The organism is Massilia niastensis DSM 21313, from assembly GCF_000382345.1.
Taxonomy (GTDB): Bacteria; Pseudomonadota; Gammaproteobacteria; order Burkholderiales; family Burkholderiaceae_D; genus Telluria; species Telluria niastensis.
Window position 1 is genome coordinate 197,326 of the sequence record NZ_KB908076.1, and the last position, 14,305, is coordinate 211,630.

The following is a 14,305-nucleotide window of genomic DNA, read 5'->3' on the forward strand; positions in this document are numbered from 1 at the left end:
CGATGCGGCGCGCCGTCTCGCGCATGCGCAACTTCAGCATCGTGTCGCTGCGCGACCTCGTGGTCGCTTCCGGCCCGACCATCCTGATCGTGGCGGCGGCGGTGCTGGCCGCCTACTGGTGGGTGGACCCGGCGCCGCCGCGGCAGCTGGTGCTGGCCACCGGCCAGGACAACAGCGCCTACGAACAGTTCGCCAAGATGTATGCGCGGGCGCTGGCGCGCGACGACATCAAGGTCACCCTGCAGCCCTCGCTGGGCTCGCAGGAAAACCTGCAGCGCCTGGTCGACGGCAAGGCCGACATCGCCTTCGTGCAGAGCGGCTCGACCGACGGCGACGCGGCCGCGAGCCACGGGCTGGTGTCGCTGGGCAGCCTGTTCACCGAACCGGTCTGGCTGTTCCTGCGCGAGGGCGCGCGCGTCACCAGGCTCACCGACCTGAAGGGCAAGCGCATCAACCTCGGTCCCGAGGGCACGGGCGTGCCGAACCTGTTCCGCCAGGTGCTGGCCGCGAACGGCATCGAACCGGCGCAGCTGCGCATCGGCGCGCTGGCCAACACGCCGGCCACGGTGGAACTGCTGGCGGGCCGCATCGACGGCCTGGTGTTCAGTTCCGCGCCCGAGGCGCCGCTGATCCAGATGCTGCTGCAGACGCCCGGCATCCGCCTGTTCGACTTCGCCCAGGCCGAAGCCTATACGCGGCGCCTGCCGTTCCTGACCCACGTGGTGCTGCCGCGCGGGATCGTCGACCTGGGACGCAACATCCCGGCCCAGGACTACCACCTGATCGCCCCGACCGCCACCCTGGTGGCGCGCGAAGACCTGCATCCGGCGCTGGTGGGGCTGTTCGTGAAGGCGGCCGGCGAGATCCACGGCGGCACCGGCTGGTTCCAGCAGCAGGGGCAGTTCCCCTCGCCGAAGTACACCGAGGTCCCGGTGGCGCGCGAAGCGGCGCGCTACTACCGCGACGGCCCGCCGCTGATGCAGCGCTACATGCGCTTCTGGCTGGCCAACCTGGCCGAGCGGCTGTGGGTGGTGGTGGTGGCGCTGACGGCGCTGCTGATCCCGCTGTCCAAGGTGGTGCCGCCGATCTACGTGTGGCGGGTGCGCTCGCGCGTGTACCGCTGGTACGGCGAGCTGCGCGCGGTCGAGCAGTCGCTGGAAAGCACCGAGCCCGCCCAGCGCGAGAGCGCGCGCGGCGACCTGCTGGGCCGCCTCGACGACATCGAGGAGCGCGTCAACCACATCTCGATCCCGCTGGCCTATGCGGACGAGCTGTACCGGCTGCGCAGCCATATCCACCTGGTGCGCGAGCGGGTGCGCGGCGGAGTCGGGTCGAACGGGATGCCGCCGGTGCAACTGGCCAAGTAGCCTTCATGGCGTGGGCGGCAAGCCGCCCACGCTACATCAGGCGCCGACCCAGGGCAGGCCCGCCTTGCACCATCCGCCGAGGGTCTTGCGGTGGCCTTCCTGGTCCCTGTCGCCTTCGAAGCCTTCGAGGATGTCGTAGGACTCGGCGTAGCCCAGTTCGGTCGCCACGCGCGCGCTGTGGCGCGAGCGCACGCCCGAGCGGCACAGGAACAGCAGCACCTCACCCTTGCGCGCCACTTTTTCCAGTTGCTGGCCGAAATCCGGGTTCGGCGTACCGCCCGGGTAGGTGGCCCATTGCACCGCCGCGTGCTGGGCGTCGGGAATCGCGACCCGGCCCACCCAGTCGCGCTCGGCATTGGTGCGCACATCCACCAGCTTGACGTTCGGATCGGCCTGCAGCAGGGCGAAGGCTTCGGCGGGCGTGACGGCGCCGGCATACGGCTGGCCGGGCGTGCGCCCGCGCGCCGCGGCGAGAATTTGTTCGGGAGTCATCGTGTTGTTCCGTTTTCGAGCATCGAAGATAAATACAGATGCAGTGCACCATCATGGTTCAGTGTATGCTGCCCTGCTGTGGTGCGTTTTGCATTATGCGCACCAATGTGGTGCAATGGCGGGGTTGCCTCGTACCGCAAACGTGGCATCCGCTACAACGATTTTATGGGCAAACCGGCTGCTTTCCAAAGAACGATCGTGCATTTGTTCATATATGCCCGCTGGCACGGTTCCTGCATTATCCCATCCAAGTTGTCGTACCGCATGGTTCGACGCCCCTTTTCAATTAGGAGATTCCGAATGGCAAAGACCGCCGCAGATGTAATGCAGATGGTTAAGGACAACGAAGTCAAGTTCGTTGATTTTCGCTTCGCCGATACCCGCGGCAAAGAACAGCACGTGACCGTGCCGGTGTCGCACTTCGACCTCGACAAGTTCGAGTCGGGCCACGCCTTCGACGGTTCGTCGATCGCCGGCTGGAAAGGTATCGAAGCGTCGGACATGCTCCTGCTGCCGGACCCGAACACCGCCAACCTCGACCCGTTCATGGAAGAGACCACGCTGTTCATGCAATGCGACGTGATCGAGCCGTCGGACGGCAAGGGCTATGACCGCGACCCGCGTTCGATCGCCAAGCGCGCCGAAGCCTACCTGAAGTCGGCCGGCATCGGCGACACCGCCTACTTCGGTCCGGAACCGGAATTCTTCATCTTCGACTCGGTCCGCTGGAAGATCGACATGTCGGGCTGCTTCGTGAAGATCGATTCGGATGAAGCATCCTGGTCGACCGACAAGGAAATCGAAGGCGGCAACAGCGGCCACCGTCCGACCGTCAAGGGCGGCTACTTCCCGGTCCCGCCGGTCGACAGCTTCCAGGACATGCGCTCGGAAATGTGCCTGATCCTCGAAGCGATGGGCATCCCGGTCGAAGTGCACCACCACGAAGTGGCCGGCGCCGGCCAGAACGAAATCGGCACCCGTTTCTCGACCCTGATCGAGCGCGCCGACTGGACCCAGAACATGAAGTACGTGATCTGGAACGTGGCCCACAGCTACGGCAAGACCGCGACCTTCATGCCGAAGCCGATGGCTGGCGATAACGGCTCGGGCATGCACGTGCACCAGTCGATCTGGAAAGACGGCAAGAACCTGTTCGCAGGCGACGGCTATGCCGGCCTGTCGGAAACCGCGCTGTTCTACATCGGCGGCATCATCAAGCACGCCCGCGCACTGAACGCGATCACCAACCCGGGCACCAACTCGTACAAGCGCCTGGTGCCGGGCTTCGAAGCGCCGGTCAAGCTGGCTTACTCGGCCCGCAACCGTTCGGCATCGATCCGCATCCCGCACGTGGCGAACCCGAAAGGCCGCCGCATCGAGACCCGCTTCCCGGATCCGCTGGCCAACGTCTACCTGTGCTTCGCCGCGCTGCTGATGGCCGGCCTGGACGGCATCCAGAACAAGATCCACCCGGGCGAAGCCGCGACCAAGGACCTGTACCACCTGCCGCCGGAAGAAGACAAGCTGATCCCGACCGTGTGCGCATCGCTGGAAGAAGCCCTGGAAGCCCTGGACAAGGACCGCGAGTTCCTGACCCGCGGCGGCGTGTTCAGCGACGCCATGATCGATGCCTACATCGACCTCAAGATGCAGGAAGTGCAGCGCATGCGCATGACCCCGCACCCGGCCGAATTCGACATGTACTACTCGTCGTAATCCGACTGTTGCAGCCTGGCATCACTGGCTGCCAGGCTGTGTAACAAATACGGGGAAAGCCATGGCTTTCCCCGTGTTGTTTTCGGGATCGGGTATAGTCGCGGTGGACTACACTATGTGCACTTTTATTGTGCAGCTTTCTTTCTGATGCGAATGACAAGCATGTTACTCCGCCGTGGCGCGGTCGCGCTGACGGCAGGGCTGGCCCTGTCGAACGGAGCCCTGGCCCAGAGCCCCGTCTACAAATGTGTCGATGCCGAAGGGCGGGTCGAATTCACCGACAGCAACCGGCGCGGCTGCAAGCTGCTCGACCTGCCGGGCTATACGCCGCCGGCGCCGCGCGCTTCCGCGCCGATCCCGTCCGTGCGCCCCAGCAACCCGGGGCCGGCCGCGGGCGTCGCGCCGGCCGCCTTCCCGCGCGTCGACAGCGCCCAGCAGCGCGCGCGCGACGACGACCGCCGCGAGATCCTCAACGATGAACTGCGTTTCGAGGAAAAGAAGCTGGCCGACCTGAAGCGCGACTTCAACAATGGCGAGCCCGAACGCCAGGGCAACGAACGCAACTACGCCAAATACCAGGAAAGGGTGGCATCCATGCGCGAAGAAATTGGCCGTACCGAACGCAATGTCGAGGCGCTGCGGCGCGAGATCGCGAATATCCGATGAGCAGCACCGAGACAGGCTCCCGTTACGCCGGCCTCGACCTGCTGGCCTCGGCCGTGCTGCTGACCGATGGCGCCGGTCAGGTGCACTACGCTAATCCTGCCGCCGAGAACCTGCTCGAGCTATCCCTCAAGTCGCTGCAGCGCCACCGGCTGCCCGACCTGTTCCTTAACGGCATGGAGCTGGCGGCGCTGTGCAACCAGGTGCTGATCCACCAGTACGCCGACCTGCGCCAGGACCTGACCCTGCAGCGCAGCGGTCGCGAACCGCTGCACGTGAACAGCATCGTCTGCGCCCTGGGGCAAGGCGAGCTCCTGATCGAGCTGCGCGAGAACGTCCAGCAGCTCAAGCTCGACCGCGAGGAACGCATCCTCGACCAGAGCCAGGCCAACAAGGAGCTGATCCGCAACCTGGCGCACGAGATCAAGAACCCGCTCGGCGGGATCCGCGGCGCGGCCCAGCTGCTCGAACTCGAACTGCCGCCGCACCACCTGGCCGACCTGCAGGAGTACACCCAGGTCATCATCAAGGAAGCCGACCGCCTGCAGACCCTGGTCGACCGGCTGCTGGCGCCGCACCGCAAGCCGCACATCGTCGGCGACGTCAACATCCACGAAGTGTGCGAGCGGGTGCGCAGCCTGATCCTGGCCGAGTTTCCGCAAGGCCTGACGATCCGGCGCGACTACGACGCCTCGATTCCCGAATTCCGCGGCGACATGGAGCAGCTGATCCAGGTCGTGCTCAACATCGCCCACAACGCCGCCCAGGCCCTGCAAAGCCGCATCGCACAGGGCGACGCCGAGATCGTGCTGCGCACCCGCGTGGCGCGCCAGGTGACCCTGGCCAAGGTCCGATACGGGCTGGCATTAGACTTGCATATCATTGACAATGGACCGGGCATCGCGCCCGAGATCCGCGACCGCATCTTCTATCCGCTCGTCTCCGGGCGCGACGGCGGCAGCGGTCTCGGACTCACCTTGGCGCAGACCTTCGTGCAACAGCACCTGGGCGTGATCGAGTGCGAAAGCCGGCCTGGACTGACGGATTTCCGGATCCTGCTGCCGCTGCCATAAGCGCGGACGCTGCTCCGCCCCGGTGCGCCGGCCGGCCAGTCCCCATTGAATCCATGTTGCGGGAAACACGAATACATGAAACCAATCTGGATTGTCGACGACGATGCATCGATCCGCTGGGTGCTGGAAAAAGCCCTGGCGCGCGAGAGCCTGGAGACCCGCAGCTTCGCCAACGCGCGCGAGGCCCTGGCAGCCTTCGACACCGATACGCCGCAGGTGCTGGTGTCGGACATCCGCATGCCGGGCGAATCCGGCATCGACCTGCTGCAGGCGGTCAAGGCGCGCCATCCCGGCCTGCCGGTCATCATCATCACCGCGTTTTCCGACCTCGACTCGGCGGTCGCCTCGTTCCAGGGCGGCGCCTTCGACTACCTGGCCAAGCCCTTCGACATCGACAAGGCCGTCGCCCTGATCCGGCGCGCACTGGAAGAGAGCCTGCGCGAAGCCAGCGTCGAGGCGGCGCCGACCGAGACCCCGGAGATCCTGGGCCAGGCGCCGGCGATGCAGGAAGTGTTCCGCGCCATCGGCCGCCTGTCGCAGTCGAACGTGACGGTCCTGATCACGGGCGAGTCGGGCAGCGGCAAGGAACTGGTGGCGCGCGCCCTGCACAAGCACAGCCCGCGCGCCCAGCAGCCCTTCATCGCACTGAACACCGCCGCGATCCCGAAGGACCTGCTGGAATCGGAACTGTTCGGCCACGAGCGCGGCGCGTTCACGGGCGCGCAGGCGATGCGGCGCGGCCGCTTCGAGCAGGCCGAGGGCGGCACCCTGTTCCTGGACGAGATCGGCGACATGCCTTTCGACTTGCAGACGCGCCTGCTGCGCGTGCTGTCCGACGGGCACTTCTATCGCGTGGGCGGCCACCAGCCGGTGAAGGCCAATGTGCGCGTGATCGCGGCCACCCACCAGAACCTGGAACAGCGGGTGCGCGACGGCCTGTTCCGCGAAGACTTGTACCACCGCCTGAACGTGATCCGCCTGCGCCTGCCGTCCCTGCGCGAGCGCAGCGAGGACATCCCGATCCTGGCGCGCCACTTCCTGGTGCAGAGTGCACGACAATTGGGCGTCGAGCCGAAGCGCATGAGCGAGCAGGCGATGCGTTTCCTGGCCGGCCTGGAACTGCCGGGCAACGTGCGCCAGCTGGAAAACCTGTGCAACTGGATCACCGTGATGGCCCCGGGCCAGACGGTCGAGGTCAAGGACCTGCCGCGCGACCTGACCCAGGGCCAGCAGCCGGCGGTGCCGCTGGCCGACGGGATGGTGGCCAGCGCCGCTGTTGCGGCGCCGCTGGCTGCCGCCAACGGCAACGGCAACGGCAACGGCAACGGCGGCATGCCGGCGCTGCCGCTGTCGCCGGAGGGCTGGATCGGCCTGCTCGAACTGCAGGCCGCCGGCATGCTCAGCGCCGGCCAGATGGATGTGATGGACGTGCTCGGCCGCCAGTTCGAGTCGGCCCTGATCCGTACCGCCCTGAAGCACACGCACGGACGCAAGAACGACGCCGCGATGCGGCTCGGGATCGGGCGCAACACGATCACCCGCAAGATCGTGGAACTGGGGATCGACGGCGCGCGCGACGAGTAAGGGGCGGGGCGGGGGCGATGGTGTAAGCTCATGCATCTTCGTCATCCGCCCGTATTACCTTACCCTTATCCATGCTGATCAACTGTGTCGCCTACCAGGAAGGCAAGAAGCTGTCCGATGTCCCCGTCGAGGACATCAGCGAGTACCTGAAGCAACCCGACACCTTCGTCTGGGTCGCCCTGCGCGATCCCACGAAGGACGAGATCCTCACCATGCAGGAAGAGTTCGCCCTGCACGAGCTGGCCGTGGAGGATGCCGCGCGCGGCCACCAGCGTCCCAAGATGGAGGAGTACGGTGACAACGTGTTCATGGTGGCCCAGATCGTCGAGCTCGGCGGAGATGAGCTGAACGTCGGCGAAGTCGCCATCTTCGCCGGTCCCAACTATGTGCTGTCGGTGCGGCGCGACGCCAACCAGGGCTTCCTCGGGGTGCGCGCGCGCGCCGAGCGCGAGCCGCACCAGCTGCGCAAGGGCGCCGGCTTCGTGCTGTACGCGCTGGTCGACGCCGTGGTCGACCGCTATTTCCCGGTGGTCGACATGCTCGAGTCCGAGCTCGAATCGATCGAGGACCACATCTTCGGCCGGGTGGGCGAGCAGCGCGCGAATATCGAGCGCCTGTACGCGCTCAAGCGCAAGTCGCAGGTGCTGCGCCATGCCGTGATCCCGCTGCTGGACGCGATCGGCCGCCTGTACGGCGGCCGGGTGCCTACCATCGTGTGCGACACCCAGGATTACTTCCGCGACGTGCACGACCACCTGTTCCGCATCGCCGGCCGGCTGGACGCGATCCGCGACACGATCAACACCGCGATCCAGGTCACGCTGTCGATGGTCGCGATCGAAGAGAACGACATCAGCAAGCGCCTGGCCTCGTATGCGGCGATCTTCGCCGTCTTCACGGCCTTCGCCGGGGTGTGGGGCATGAACTTCGAGTTCATGCCGGAGCTGAAGTGGAAGTACGGCTATCCGCTGGCGCTGCTGACCATGGTGGGCGTGTGCGGCTACCTGTACCGGAAGTTCAAGAAGGCAGGGTGGATCTAGGCGCGCTGCGCCGTGGCAGCCGCACCCGCCGACGCGAAGATCACCAGCAAGATCGCCAGCCACTGCTGCGCCGCCAGGCGCTCGTCCAGCATCAGGAAGCCGGCCAGCGCCGCAACCGCCGGGCCGGCGCTGACCAGGATCCCGAACACGCGCTGCGGCAGGCGCGCCAGCGCCATCATTTCGAGCGTATAGGGCAGGGCGCTGGAGAGCAGGGCCACGCTCAGCCCGCCCAGCAGCATGGCCGGCGTGAACAGCGCCGCGCCGGCCGTGGCCACGCCGACCGGCACCGCGAACACGCTGGCCGCCAGCATGCCCCAGGCCACCGCCCGTCCTCCGCCCAGCGCCGACACACGCTTGCCGAACACGATGTACATCGCCCAGCAGAACGCCGCGCCCAGCGCATACGCCACGCCCACCGGGTCGAGGGCGGCGGCCCCGGCGTGCAGCGGCAGCAGCAGCCACAGGCCGGCCGCGGCGCAGGCCACCCAGGCGAAATCGCGCGCGCGGCGCGAGGACAGGATCACGACCGCGAGCGGGCCGGTGACTTCGATCGCCACCGCGATCCCGATCGGGATGCGCGCGAACGCGCCGTAGATCAGCAGGTTCATGGCGCCCAGCATCAGGCCATAGATGGCCACGTTGAGGGCATCGGGCCGCCGCAGGGGCGTGCGCCAGGGACGCGTGACCGACATCAAGAGCAGGGCCGCGATGCCGACCCGCAGGGCCGTCACGCCGGCGCTGCCGACCACGGGAAACAGGTGCTTGGCCCAGGCGGCGCCGGCATTCACCGACACCATCGAGGCCAGGATCGCCAGGCCGGGTGCGAGCGCGCCGGCCCGGGTCATCCGGCCATCGCCAGGGCCACCGCTTCCGCGACCTTGATGCCGTCCACCGCGGCCGACAGGATGCCGCCGGCGTAGCCCGCGCCTTCGCCGGCCGGGAACAGGCCGCGCGTGTTCAGGCTCTGGAGCGTATCGTCGTGGCGCTTGATGCGGATCGGCGAGGAGGTGCGGGTCTCGACTCCGGTCAGCACCGCGTCTTCCTTGTAGTAGCCCTTGATCTGCTTGTCGAACGCGACGAAGGCTTCGCGCATCGCCGTGATCGCGTATTCCGGCAGCGACGGGGCGAGGTCGGTCAGGTGCACGGCCGGGCGGAACGACGGGGTCACCGATCCGAACTCCTTCGAGGGCACGCCGCGCACGAAGTCGCCCATCAGCTGGCCCGGCGCGTCATAGTTGCTGCCGCCCAGTACATAGGCGCGCGATTCCAGTTCGCGCTGGAAGGCGATGCCGGCCAGCGGGTGGCCCGGATAGTCGTCGGGGGTGATGCCGACCACGATCGCGCTGTTGGCGTTGCGCTCGGCGCGCGAGTACTGGCTCATGCCGTTGGTGACCACGCGGCCTTCTTCCGAGGAGGCGGCCACCACGGTGCCGCCCGGGCACATGCAGAAGCTGTAGACCGAGCGGCCGTTCGAGGCGTGGTGCACGATCTTGTAGTCGGCGGCGCCGAGCAGCTTGTTGCCGGCGTTCGGGCCGAAGCGGCAGACGTCGATCAGGGATTGCGGGTGCTCGACCCGGAAGCCGATCGAGAACGGCTTGGCCTCGATGTAGACGCCGCGGTCGTACAGCATCTGGAAGGTGTCGCGCGCGCTGTGGCCGATCGCCATCGCCAGGTGGCGGGTCGGGATTTCCTCGCCGTCCGCCAGGCGCACGCCGACCACCTGGCGCTCGCCCCCGCTTTCATCGATCAGCACGTCCTCGACCCGGGTCTGGAAGCGGATCTCGCCGCCCAGGGCGACGATCTCGGCGCGCATCTGCTCGACCATCTTGACCAGGCGGAAGGTGCCGATGTGGGGCTTGCTGACGTACATGATTTCCTCCGGCGCGCCGGCCTTCACGAACTCGGTCAGCACCTTGCGGCCGTAATGCTTCGGGTCCTTGATCTGGCTGTACAGCTTGCCGTCCGAAAAAGTGCCGGCCCCGCCCTCGCCGAACTGCACGTTCGATTCGGTATTGAGCTTGCGCTTGCGCCAGAAGCCGAAGGTATCGACGGTCCGTTCGCGCACGATCTTGCCGCGTTCCAGCACCAGCGGATTCAGGCCCATCTGCGCCAGCACCAGGGCCACGAACAGGCCGCAAGGACCGGTGCCGACCACGATCGGACGCGGCGTGCCCGGCGCCGGCCTGGCGGCCTGGACGAATTTGTAGCCGGTGTCGGGAGCGGGCATCACGTGCTGGTCGCGCGCCAGGCGCGCCAGCACCGCCGCTTCGTTGCGGACCTCGGCGTCGATCGCGTAGATCAGGACGATCGCCGCTTTCTTGCGGGCGTCATAGCTGCGCTTGAAAACGCTGAAGTCGATCAGGTCGGCGTCCGGGATGCCGAGACGGGCCAGGATGGCTTCGCGCAGCGCGGGTTCCGGATGGTTCAGGGGCAGTTTGAGTTCGTTGATTCGGAGCATGGAGGGAGGTTGCTAGTGAGGCAACAAAAGTGAAGCGGGGAAACCGCTATTTTACCTCGTCCCTGCCGTGGCCGGCGCGGCTGCGCATGGCCCACTTTGGACGCCCGGACGTATCTCAAAATGTAATGTTGTTTTCCCGCAACTGCCTGAAGATGTATTCCAATATGGCGCACAAAGAATAGTCCATGCCTTTTCTGGCATTCCGGATCTGTTTGAAGTTCTTTTGAATCCTTCCGTGCTGCACTGCAAAGTTGGGGAAACTGCCGTCAAAGTAATCTAACTAACGGTAATGGTGGGTGATGCGACAACACTCTCTGTCAGATGATCCATTTCTATGTTGCGCTGCACCAGTGTTAAGCACATAACATTATATGTATTTTTATTGTTGTTTTTAGTTGCGGCACGATCTCGTGCTTTGTTGACACTTTCGGATTTGATATGGTTTTATGTATCACTCAAATAATGTTTGGTCTAGAGCCAAAGATTGATGAAGACTGTCCGTTCGGATGGGCGGGGTGACAAATAACGTCGCTTAAAAAAGCGGCGATAGCAAACGCAGTATTAGAGGCAAAAACAGCGGTCTTCCATTTCCAGCACCAGGCAAGGGCCCGGCTTGAGCCTGGCGGGAAGCGTGCATTCCGGCGTGCAGGTTTGTCGGAGACAGCCTGCGGCGGTATTACCGGCGCGGGCCACAAATCACTTTCAAAGAAAACCCAGAAGGAGAAAGTATTCATGACGTTTAAATTGAAGTCGCTGCCTTTCGCGATTACCTGTGCGATCGCCAGCGGCGCGCTCGCCGGCGCTGCTCCTGCCATTGCGCAGACCACGGAAACCGCAGGCGCGGCTCCGCAGCGCGTGGTCGTGACCGGCTCGCTGATCAGCCGTACCGACCTCGAGACCCCGAGCCCGATCCAGGTGATCACCGCCGAGGAAATGGTCAAGAGCGGCAAGACCTCGGTCGCTGAAATCCTGAGCGACCTGGCCGCCAACGGCCAGGGCGCGCTCGGCACTGGCTTCCCCGGCGCCTTCGCCAACGGCGCCTCGGGCGTCTCGCTGCGCGGCATGACCGTCGGCCTGACCCTGGTGCTGATCGACGGCCACCGCATGGCGTCCTACCCGCTGTCGGACGACGCCCAGCGCTCCTTCGTCGACGTCTCGTCGATCCCGTTCGACCTGATCGACCGCGTCGAAGTGCTGAAGGACGGCGCATCGGCGCTGTACGGTTCGGACGCGGTGGCCGGCGTGGTCAACATCATCCTGAAGAAGAAATTCAACGGCACCCGCCTGAACGCCGAGGCCGGCAACTCGCAGCACGGCGGCGCGCGCACCAAGAAGGCCTCGATCACCACCGGCTTCGGTGACCTGGACGAGCAGGGCTACAACGTCTTCGCCAGCGTCGAGTACCGCGACGCCGAGGCGATCAAGCTGTCGCAGCGCGACCACCGCGAATGGGCCAGCGGCGACTACCGCTCGCGCGGCGGCTACGATGTGCGCCGCGGCATCCCGACCACGCTGAACAGCTTCCTGACCCCGGCCAGCAGCCCGTTCCTGTACAACGATACCGGCGCCGGCGGCGTCAACAACCCGGCCAACTACCAGTTCCTGGACCCGAGCTGCAACTTCCAGCTGTACCGCGCCGGCCAGTGCATGGTGCGCGACACCTGGTCCTACCTGCAGCCGCCGTCGGACAACCTGAACGTCCTGGTGGGCGCCACCAAGAAGCTGGGCGACAACTGGACGCTGTCCACGAAAGCCTCGCTGTTCGAGCGCCACAGCGCCAACAACCGCGGCACGCCGCCGGCCTTCTCGCCGACCACCTTCGCCGGCACGACCACCTTCAACGACGGCGTGCTGCGTCCGGGCGTGGGCCGCATCGCCAACACCCGCATCCCGGCCGCCAATCCGCTCAACAGGCTGGGCGCCCCGGCGCGCCTGTACGGCTACATCACCGAAGCCGGCGCCGGCACCTCGACCGACAACACCTCGCGCTCGACCCGCTTCGCCGTCGACCTGAACGGCAGCGCCATCGGCTGGGACGTGAATGCCGCGGCAGGCTACAGCAAGGTCAAGACCGAGATCGACTACAGCGGCTACATCGACCGTAACGCGCTGCAGGCGGCCATCCTGAACGGCAGCTTCAATCCGCTCGGCGGCAACAGCCCGGGCGTGATCGCCCAGGTCTCGCCACGCTTCTCGAACACCCTCGAGTCGGACATGACCTACTTCGACGCCAGCGCCAGCCGCGAGCTGATGCAGCTGGGCGAAGGCTCGCTCAAGGCGGCGGTCGGCGCGCACTGGCACAAGCGCGAGCAGAACTCGCCTGCGGCAAGCCTGACCCGGAACGGCCAGGTGGCCAACACCTCGGCCTTCGTGGTCGGCGAGGAAACCAACAGCGCCGTGTTCGCGGAACTGGGCGCGAATCCGATCAAGAGCCTGGAGCTGAGCGCTTCGGCACGCTACGACCACTACGACACCTACGGCAATTCGTTCACGCCGGCGGCCAAGTTCAAGTGGTCGCCGTCGAGCAAGTTCGCGCTGCGCGGCACCTTCGCCAAGGGCTTCCGCGCGCCGAATCCGTCGGAAGTGGGCAATGCCGGTTCGTTCTTCCTGTTCAACGGCATCAACGATCCGATCCTGTGCGCGGACGGCAACCGCAACACCGCCGGCAACGTGCCGGCGGCCTGCGGCATCCAGCCGACCTACGTCCAGACCACCGAAGCGGATGTCGCGCCGGAAAAGGCCAAGACCTACACGGTCGGCCTGCTGCTCGAGCCGATGAAGGACCTGTCGATGATCGTGGACTACTACCACATCAAGATGACCGGCCAGATCACCTCGGCCGTGTCGGTTGGCTTCACCCCGACCTGGGTGCGTAACCCGGTCGTGCCGATGGATATCTCGGACGGCAACGGCGGCACCTTCGTCGGCACCCCGTCGGTCGGTACCATCGCCTACGGCCCGACCCCGTACACCAACGTCGGCGGCGTGGAAACCCATGGCGTCGAGCTGGACCTGTCCTACCGCATGCGTATGGGTTCGCTGGGCAACCTGCGCACCAGCGTGAACTTCAACCACATGTTCGGCTACGAGATCGATACCGGCACCGAGACCTTCCAGCTGGCCGGCACCCACGGTCCTTCGGCAGTCGGCGGCAACACCGGCAATCCGAAGAACCGCGCCAACTTCACGCTGGGCTGGGACCGTGGTCCGCTGAACGTCACCGCCACCGTGAACTGGGTCGACAAGTACTCGGCGCTCGATCCGTCGGTGGGCGCGACCAACTGCTCGACCGCGGCGCACGACGTGGCCGGCCGTACCTTCTTCGACCTGAACGGTACGCCAGCCAACTACTGCACCATCCGTTCGTTCGCGAGCACCAACCTGAACGTGATCTACAAGCTCAGCGACAACCTGACCTTGAAGGGCACGATCCTGAACGTGTTCGACCGCGAGCCGCCAGTCGACGTCGCCACCTACGGCAGCACCGGCAACAACCTGAGCCAGTACAACTCGGCCATGCACCAGGCCGGCGCGGTTGGCCGTTTCTTCAGCTTGGGCCTGAACTACACGTTCTAAGCGCCTGAATCGTGCAGCGGCAACGATGCCGCTGCATGCAAGCACCAAGCCCCGTCGGCAGATCCAGCCGGCGGGGCTTTTTTCTGTCTGCTGTTCTCGTGCCGGCAAGTATGGCCGCGATGTTGCTTTTTTGCGACTTATAAATATTGATAACTCGGCACATTTCTATGTGCCAAGAATTCATCGGATGACTGGGCCATTGGCTTGGAAATCCTGTGTGCGCGGCGCGCGTGCTGCAACGCAACTGTGTCAAAAAATACTGTCAATACGAAGCGCCGCCGGCTCTTTTTGTGCGGCATCCCGACCAAATTGTTGCGATGCGTCAATCTCCTTCAT

The 14,305-nt window shown here is 65.6% G+C and carries 10 protein-coding genes; 7 read left to right on the forward strand and 3 right to left on the reverse strand.

Going from position 1 to position 14,305, the window contains the following annotated elements; genetic code table 11:
- Positions 1-2: 2 nt before the first annotated feature.
- Entirely contained in the window at positions 3-1,367 is a 1,365-nt protein-coding gene (locus H162_RS0100900; RefSeq protein ID WP_026354081.1) for a TAXI family TRAP transporter solute-binding subunit, read from the forward strand.
- Positions 1,368-1,403: 36 nt separating this feature from the next.
- Here the strand turns inward: H162_RS0100900 and H162_RS0100905 are convergent, their stop codons facing one another.
- On the reverse strand, positions 1,404-1,859 hold the full coding sequence (locus H162_RS0100905; RefSeq protein ID WP_020651558.1) for a rhodanese-like domain-containing protein: 456 nt from the start codon (positions 1,857-1,859) through the stop codon (positions 1,404-1,406).
- Between the two features lie 300 nt (positions 1,860-2,159).
- Between H162_RS0100905 and glnA the strand changes: the two genes are divergently transcribed.
- The 5 genes from glnA to corA all read left to right on the forward strand — a co-directional run bounded on the left by glnA (position 2,160) and on the right by corA (position 7,935).
- The gene (gene glnA, locus H162_RS0100910; protein WP_026354082.1) at positions 2,160-3,575 is read left to right on the forward strand and encodes a type I glutamate--ammonia ligase; all 1,416 of its coding nucleotides are present in this window, start codon (positions 2,160-2,162) and stop codon (positions 3,573-3,575) included.
- 162 nt (positions 3,576-3,737) lie between these two features.
- A complete protein-coding gene (locus H162_RS0100915) occupies positions 3,738-4,241 on the forward strand; it encodes a DUF4124 domain-containing protein (protein ID WP_020651560.1) in 504 nt (167 codons plus the stop codon).
- Positions 4,238-5,311 (forward strand): nitrogen regulation protein NR(II), encoded by a 1,074-nt coding sequence (gene glnL / locus H162_RS0100920; RefSeq protein ID WP_020651561.1) that lies wholly within the window; start codon positions 4,238-4,240, stop codon positions 5,309-5,311. The genes H162_RS0100915 and glnL overlap by 4 nt, the downstream gene beginning before the upstream one ends.
- Positions 5,312-5,386: 75 nt before the next feature.
- Positions 5,387-6,895, forward strand: a complete 1,509-nt coding sequence (gene ntrC, locus H162_RS0100925; protein WP_020651562.1) for a nitrogen regulation protein NR(I) — start codon at positions 5,387-5,389, stop codon at positions 6,893-6,895.
- 71 nt (positions 6,896-6,966) lie between these two features.
- Positions 6,967-7,935: a magnesium/cobalt transporter CorA gene (gene corA, locus H162_RS0100930; RefSeq protein ID WP_020651563.1), complete on the forward strand. Its 969-nt coding sequence runs from the start codon at positions 6,967-6,969 to the stop codon at positions 7,933-7,935.
- On the opposite strand, the gene H162_RS0100935 is transcribed toward corA, so the two are convergent.
- A complete protein-coding gene (locus tag H162_RS0100935) occupies positions 7,932-8,780 on the reverse strand; it encodes an EamA family transporter (protein WP_020651564.1) in 849 nt (282 codons plus the stop codon). The two genes, corA and H162_RS0100935, sit on opposite strands and share 4 nt — an antisense overlap.
- Entirely contained in the window at positions 8,777-10,393 is a 1,617-nt protein-coding gene (locus tag H162_RS0100940) for an NAD(P)/FAD-dependent oxidoreductase (RefSeq protein ID WP_020651565.1), read from the reverse strand. Before H162_RS0100940 ends, H162_RS0100935 begins: the two co-directional genes overlap by 4 nt.
- 732 nt (positions 10,394-11,125) lie before the next feature.
- Here H162_RS0100940 and H162_RS0100945 point away from each other — a divergent pair.
- A complete protein-coding gene (locus tag H162_RS0100945; protein ID WP_040786036.1) occupies positions 11,126-13,969 on the forward strand; it encodes a TonB-dependent receptor in 2,844 nt (947 codons plus the stop codon).
- Positions 13,970-14,305 lie beyond the last annotated feature (336 nt).

Coding starts and splice junctions, on each gene's coding strand:
- H162_RS0100900 (WP_026354081.1), top strand. CDS start 3: ATGCGGCGCGCCGTCTCGCGCATGCGCAACTTCAGCATCGTGTCGCTG.
- H162_RS0100905 (WP_020651558.1), bottom strand. CDS start 1,859: ATGACTCCCGAACAAATTCTCGCCGCGGCGCGCGGGCGCACGCCCGGC.
- corA (WP_020651563.1), top strand. CDS start 6,967: ATGCTGATCAACTGTGTCGCCTACCAGGAAGGCAAGAAGCTGTCCGAT.
- glnA (WP_026354082.1), top strand. CDS start 2,160: ATGGCAAAGACCGCCGCAGATGTAATGCAGATGGTTAAGGACAACGAA.
- glnL (WP_020651561.1), top strand. CDS start 4,238: ATGAGCAGCACCGAGACAGGCTCCCGTTACGCCGGCCTCGACCTGCTG.
- H162_RS0100940 (WP_020651565.1), bottom strand. CDS start 10,393: ATGCTCCGAATCAACGAACTCAAACTGCCCCTGAACCATCCGGAACCC.
- H162_RS0100915 (WP_020651560.1), top strand. CDS start 3,738: ATGTTACTCCGCCGTGGCGCGGTCGCGCTGACGGCAGGGCTGGCCCTG.
- H162_RS0100945 (WP_040786036.1), top strand. CDS start 11,126: ATGACGTTTAAATTGAAGTCGCTGCCTTTCGCGATTACCTGTGCGATC.
- H162_RS0100935 (WP_020651564.1), bottom strand. CDS start 8,780: ATGACCCGGGCCGGCGCGCTCGCACCCGGCCTGGCGATCCTGGCCTCG.
- ntrC (WP_020651562.1), top strand. CDS start 5,387: ATGAAACCAATCTGGATTGTCGACGACGATGCATCGATCCGCTGGGTG.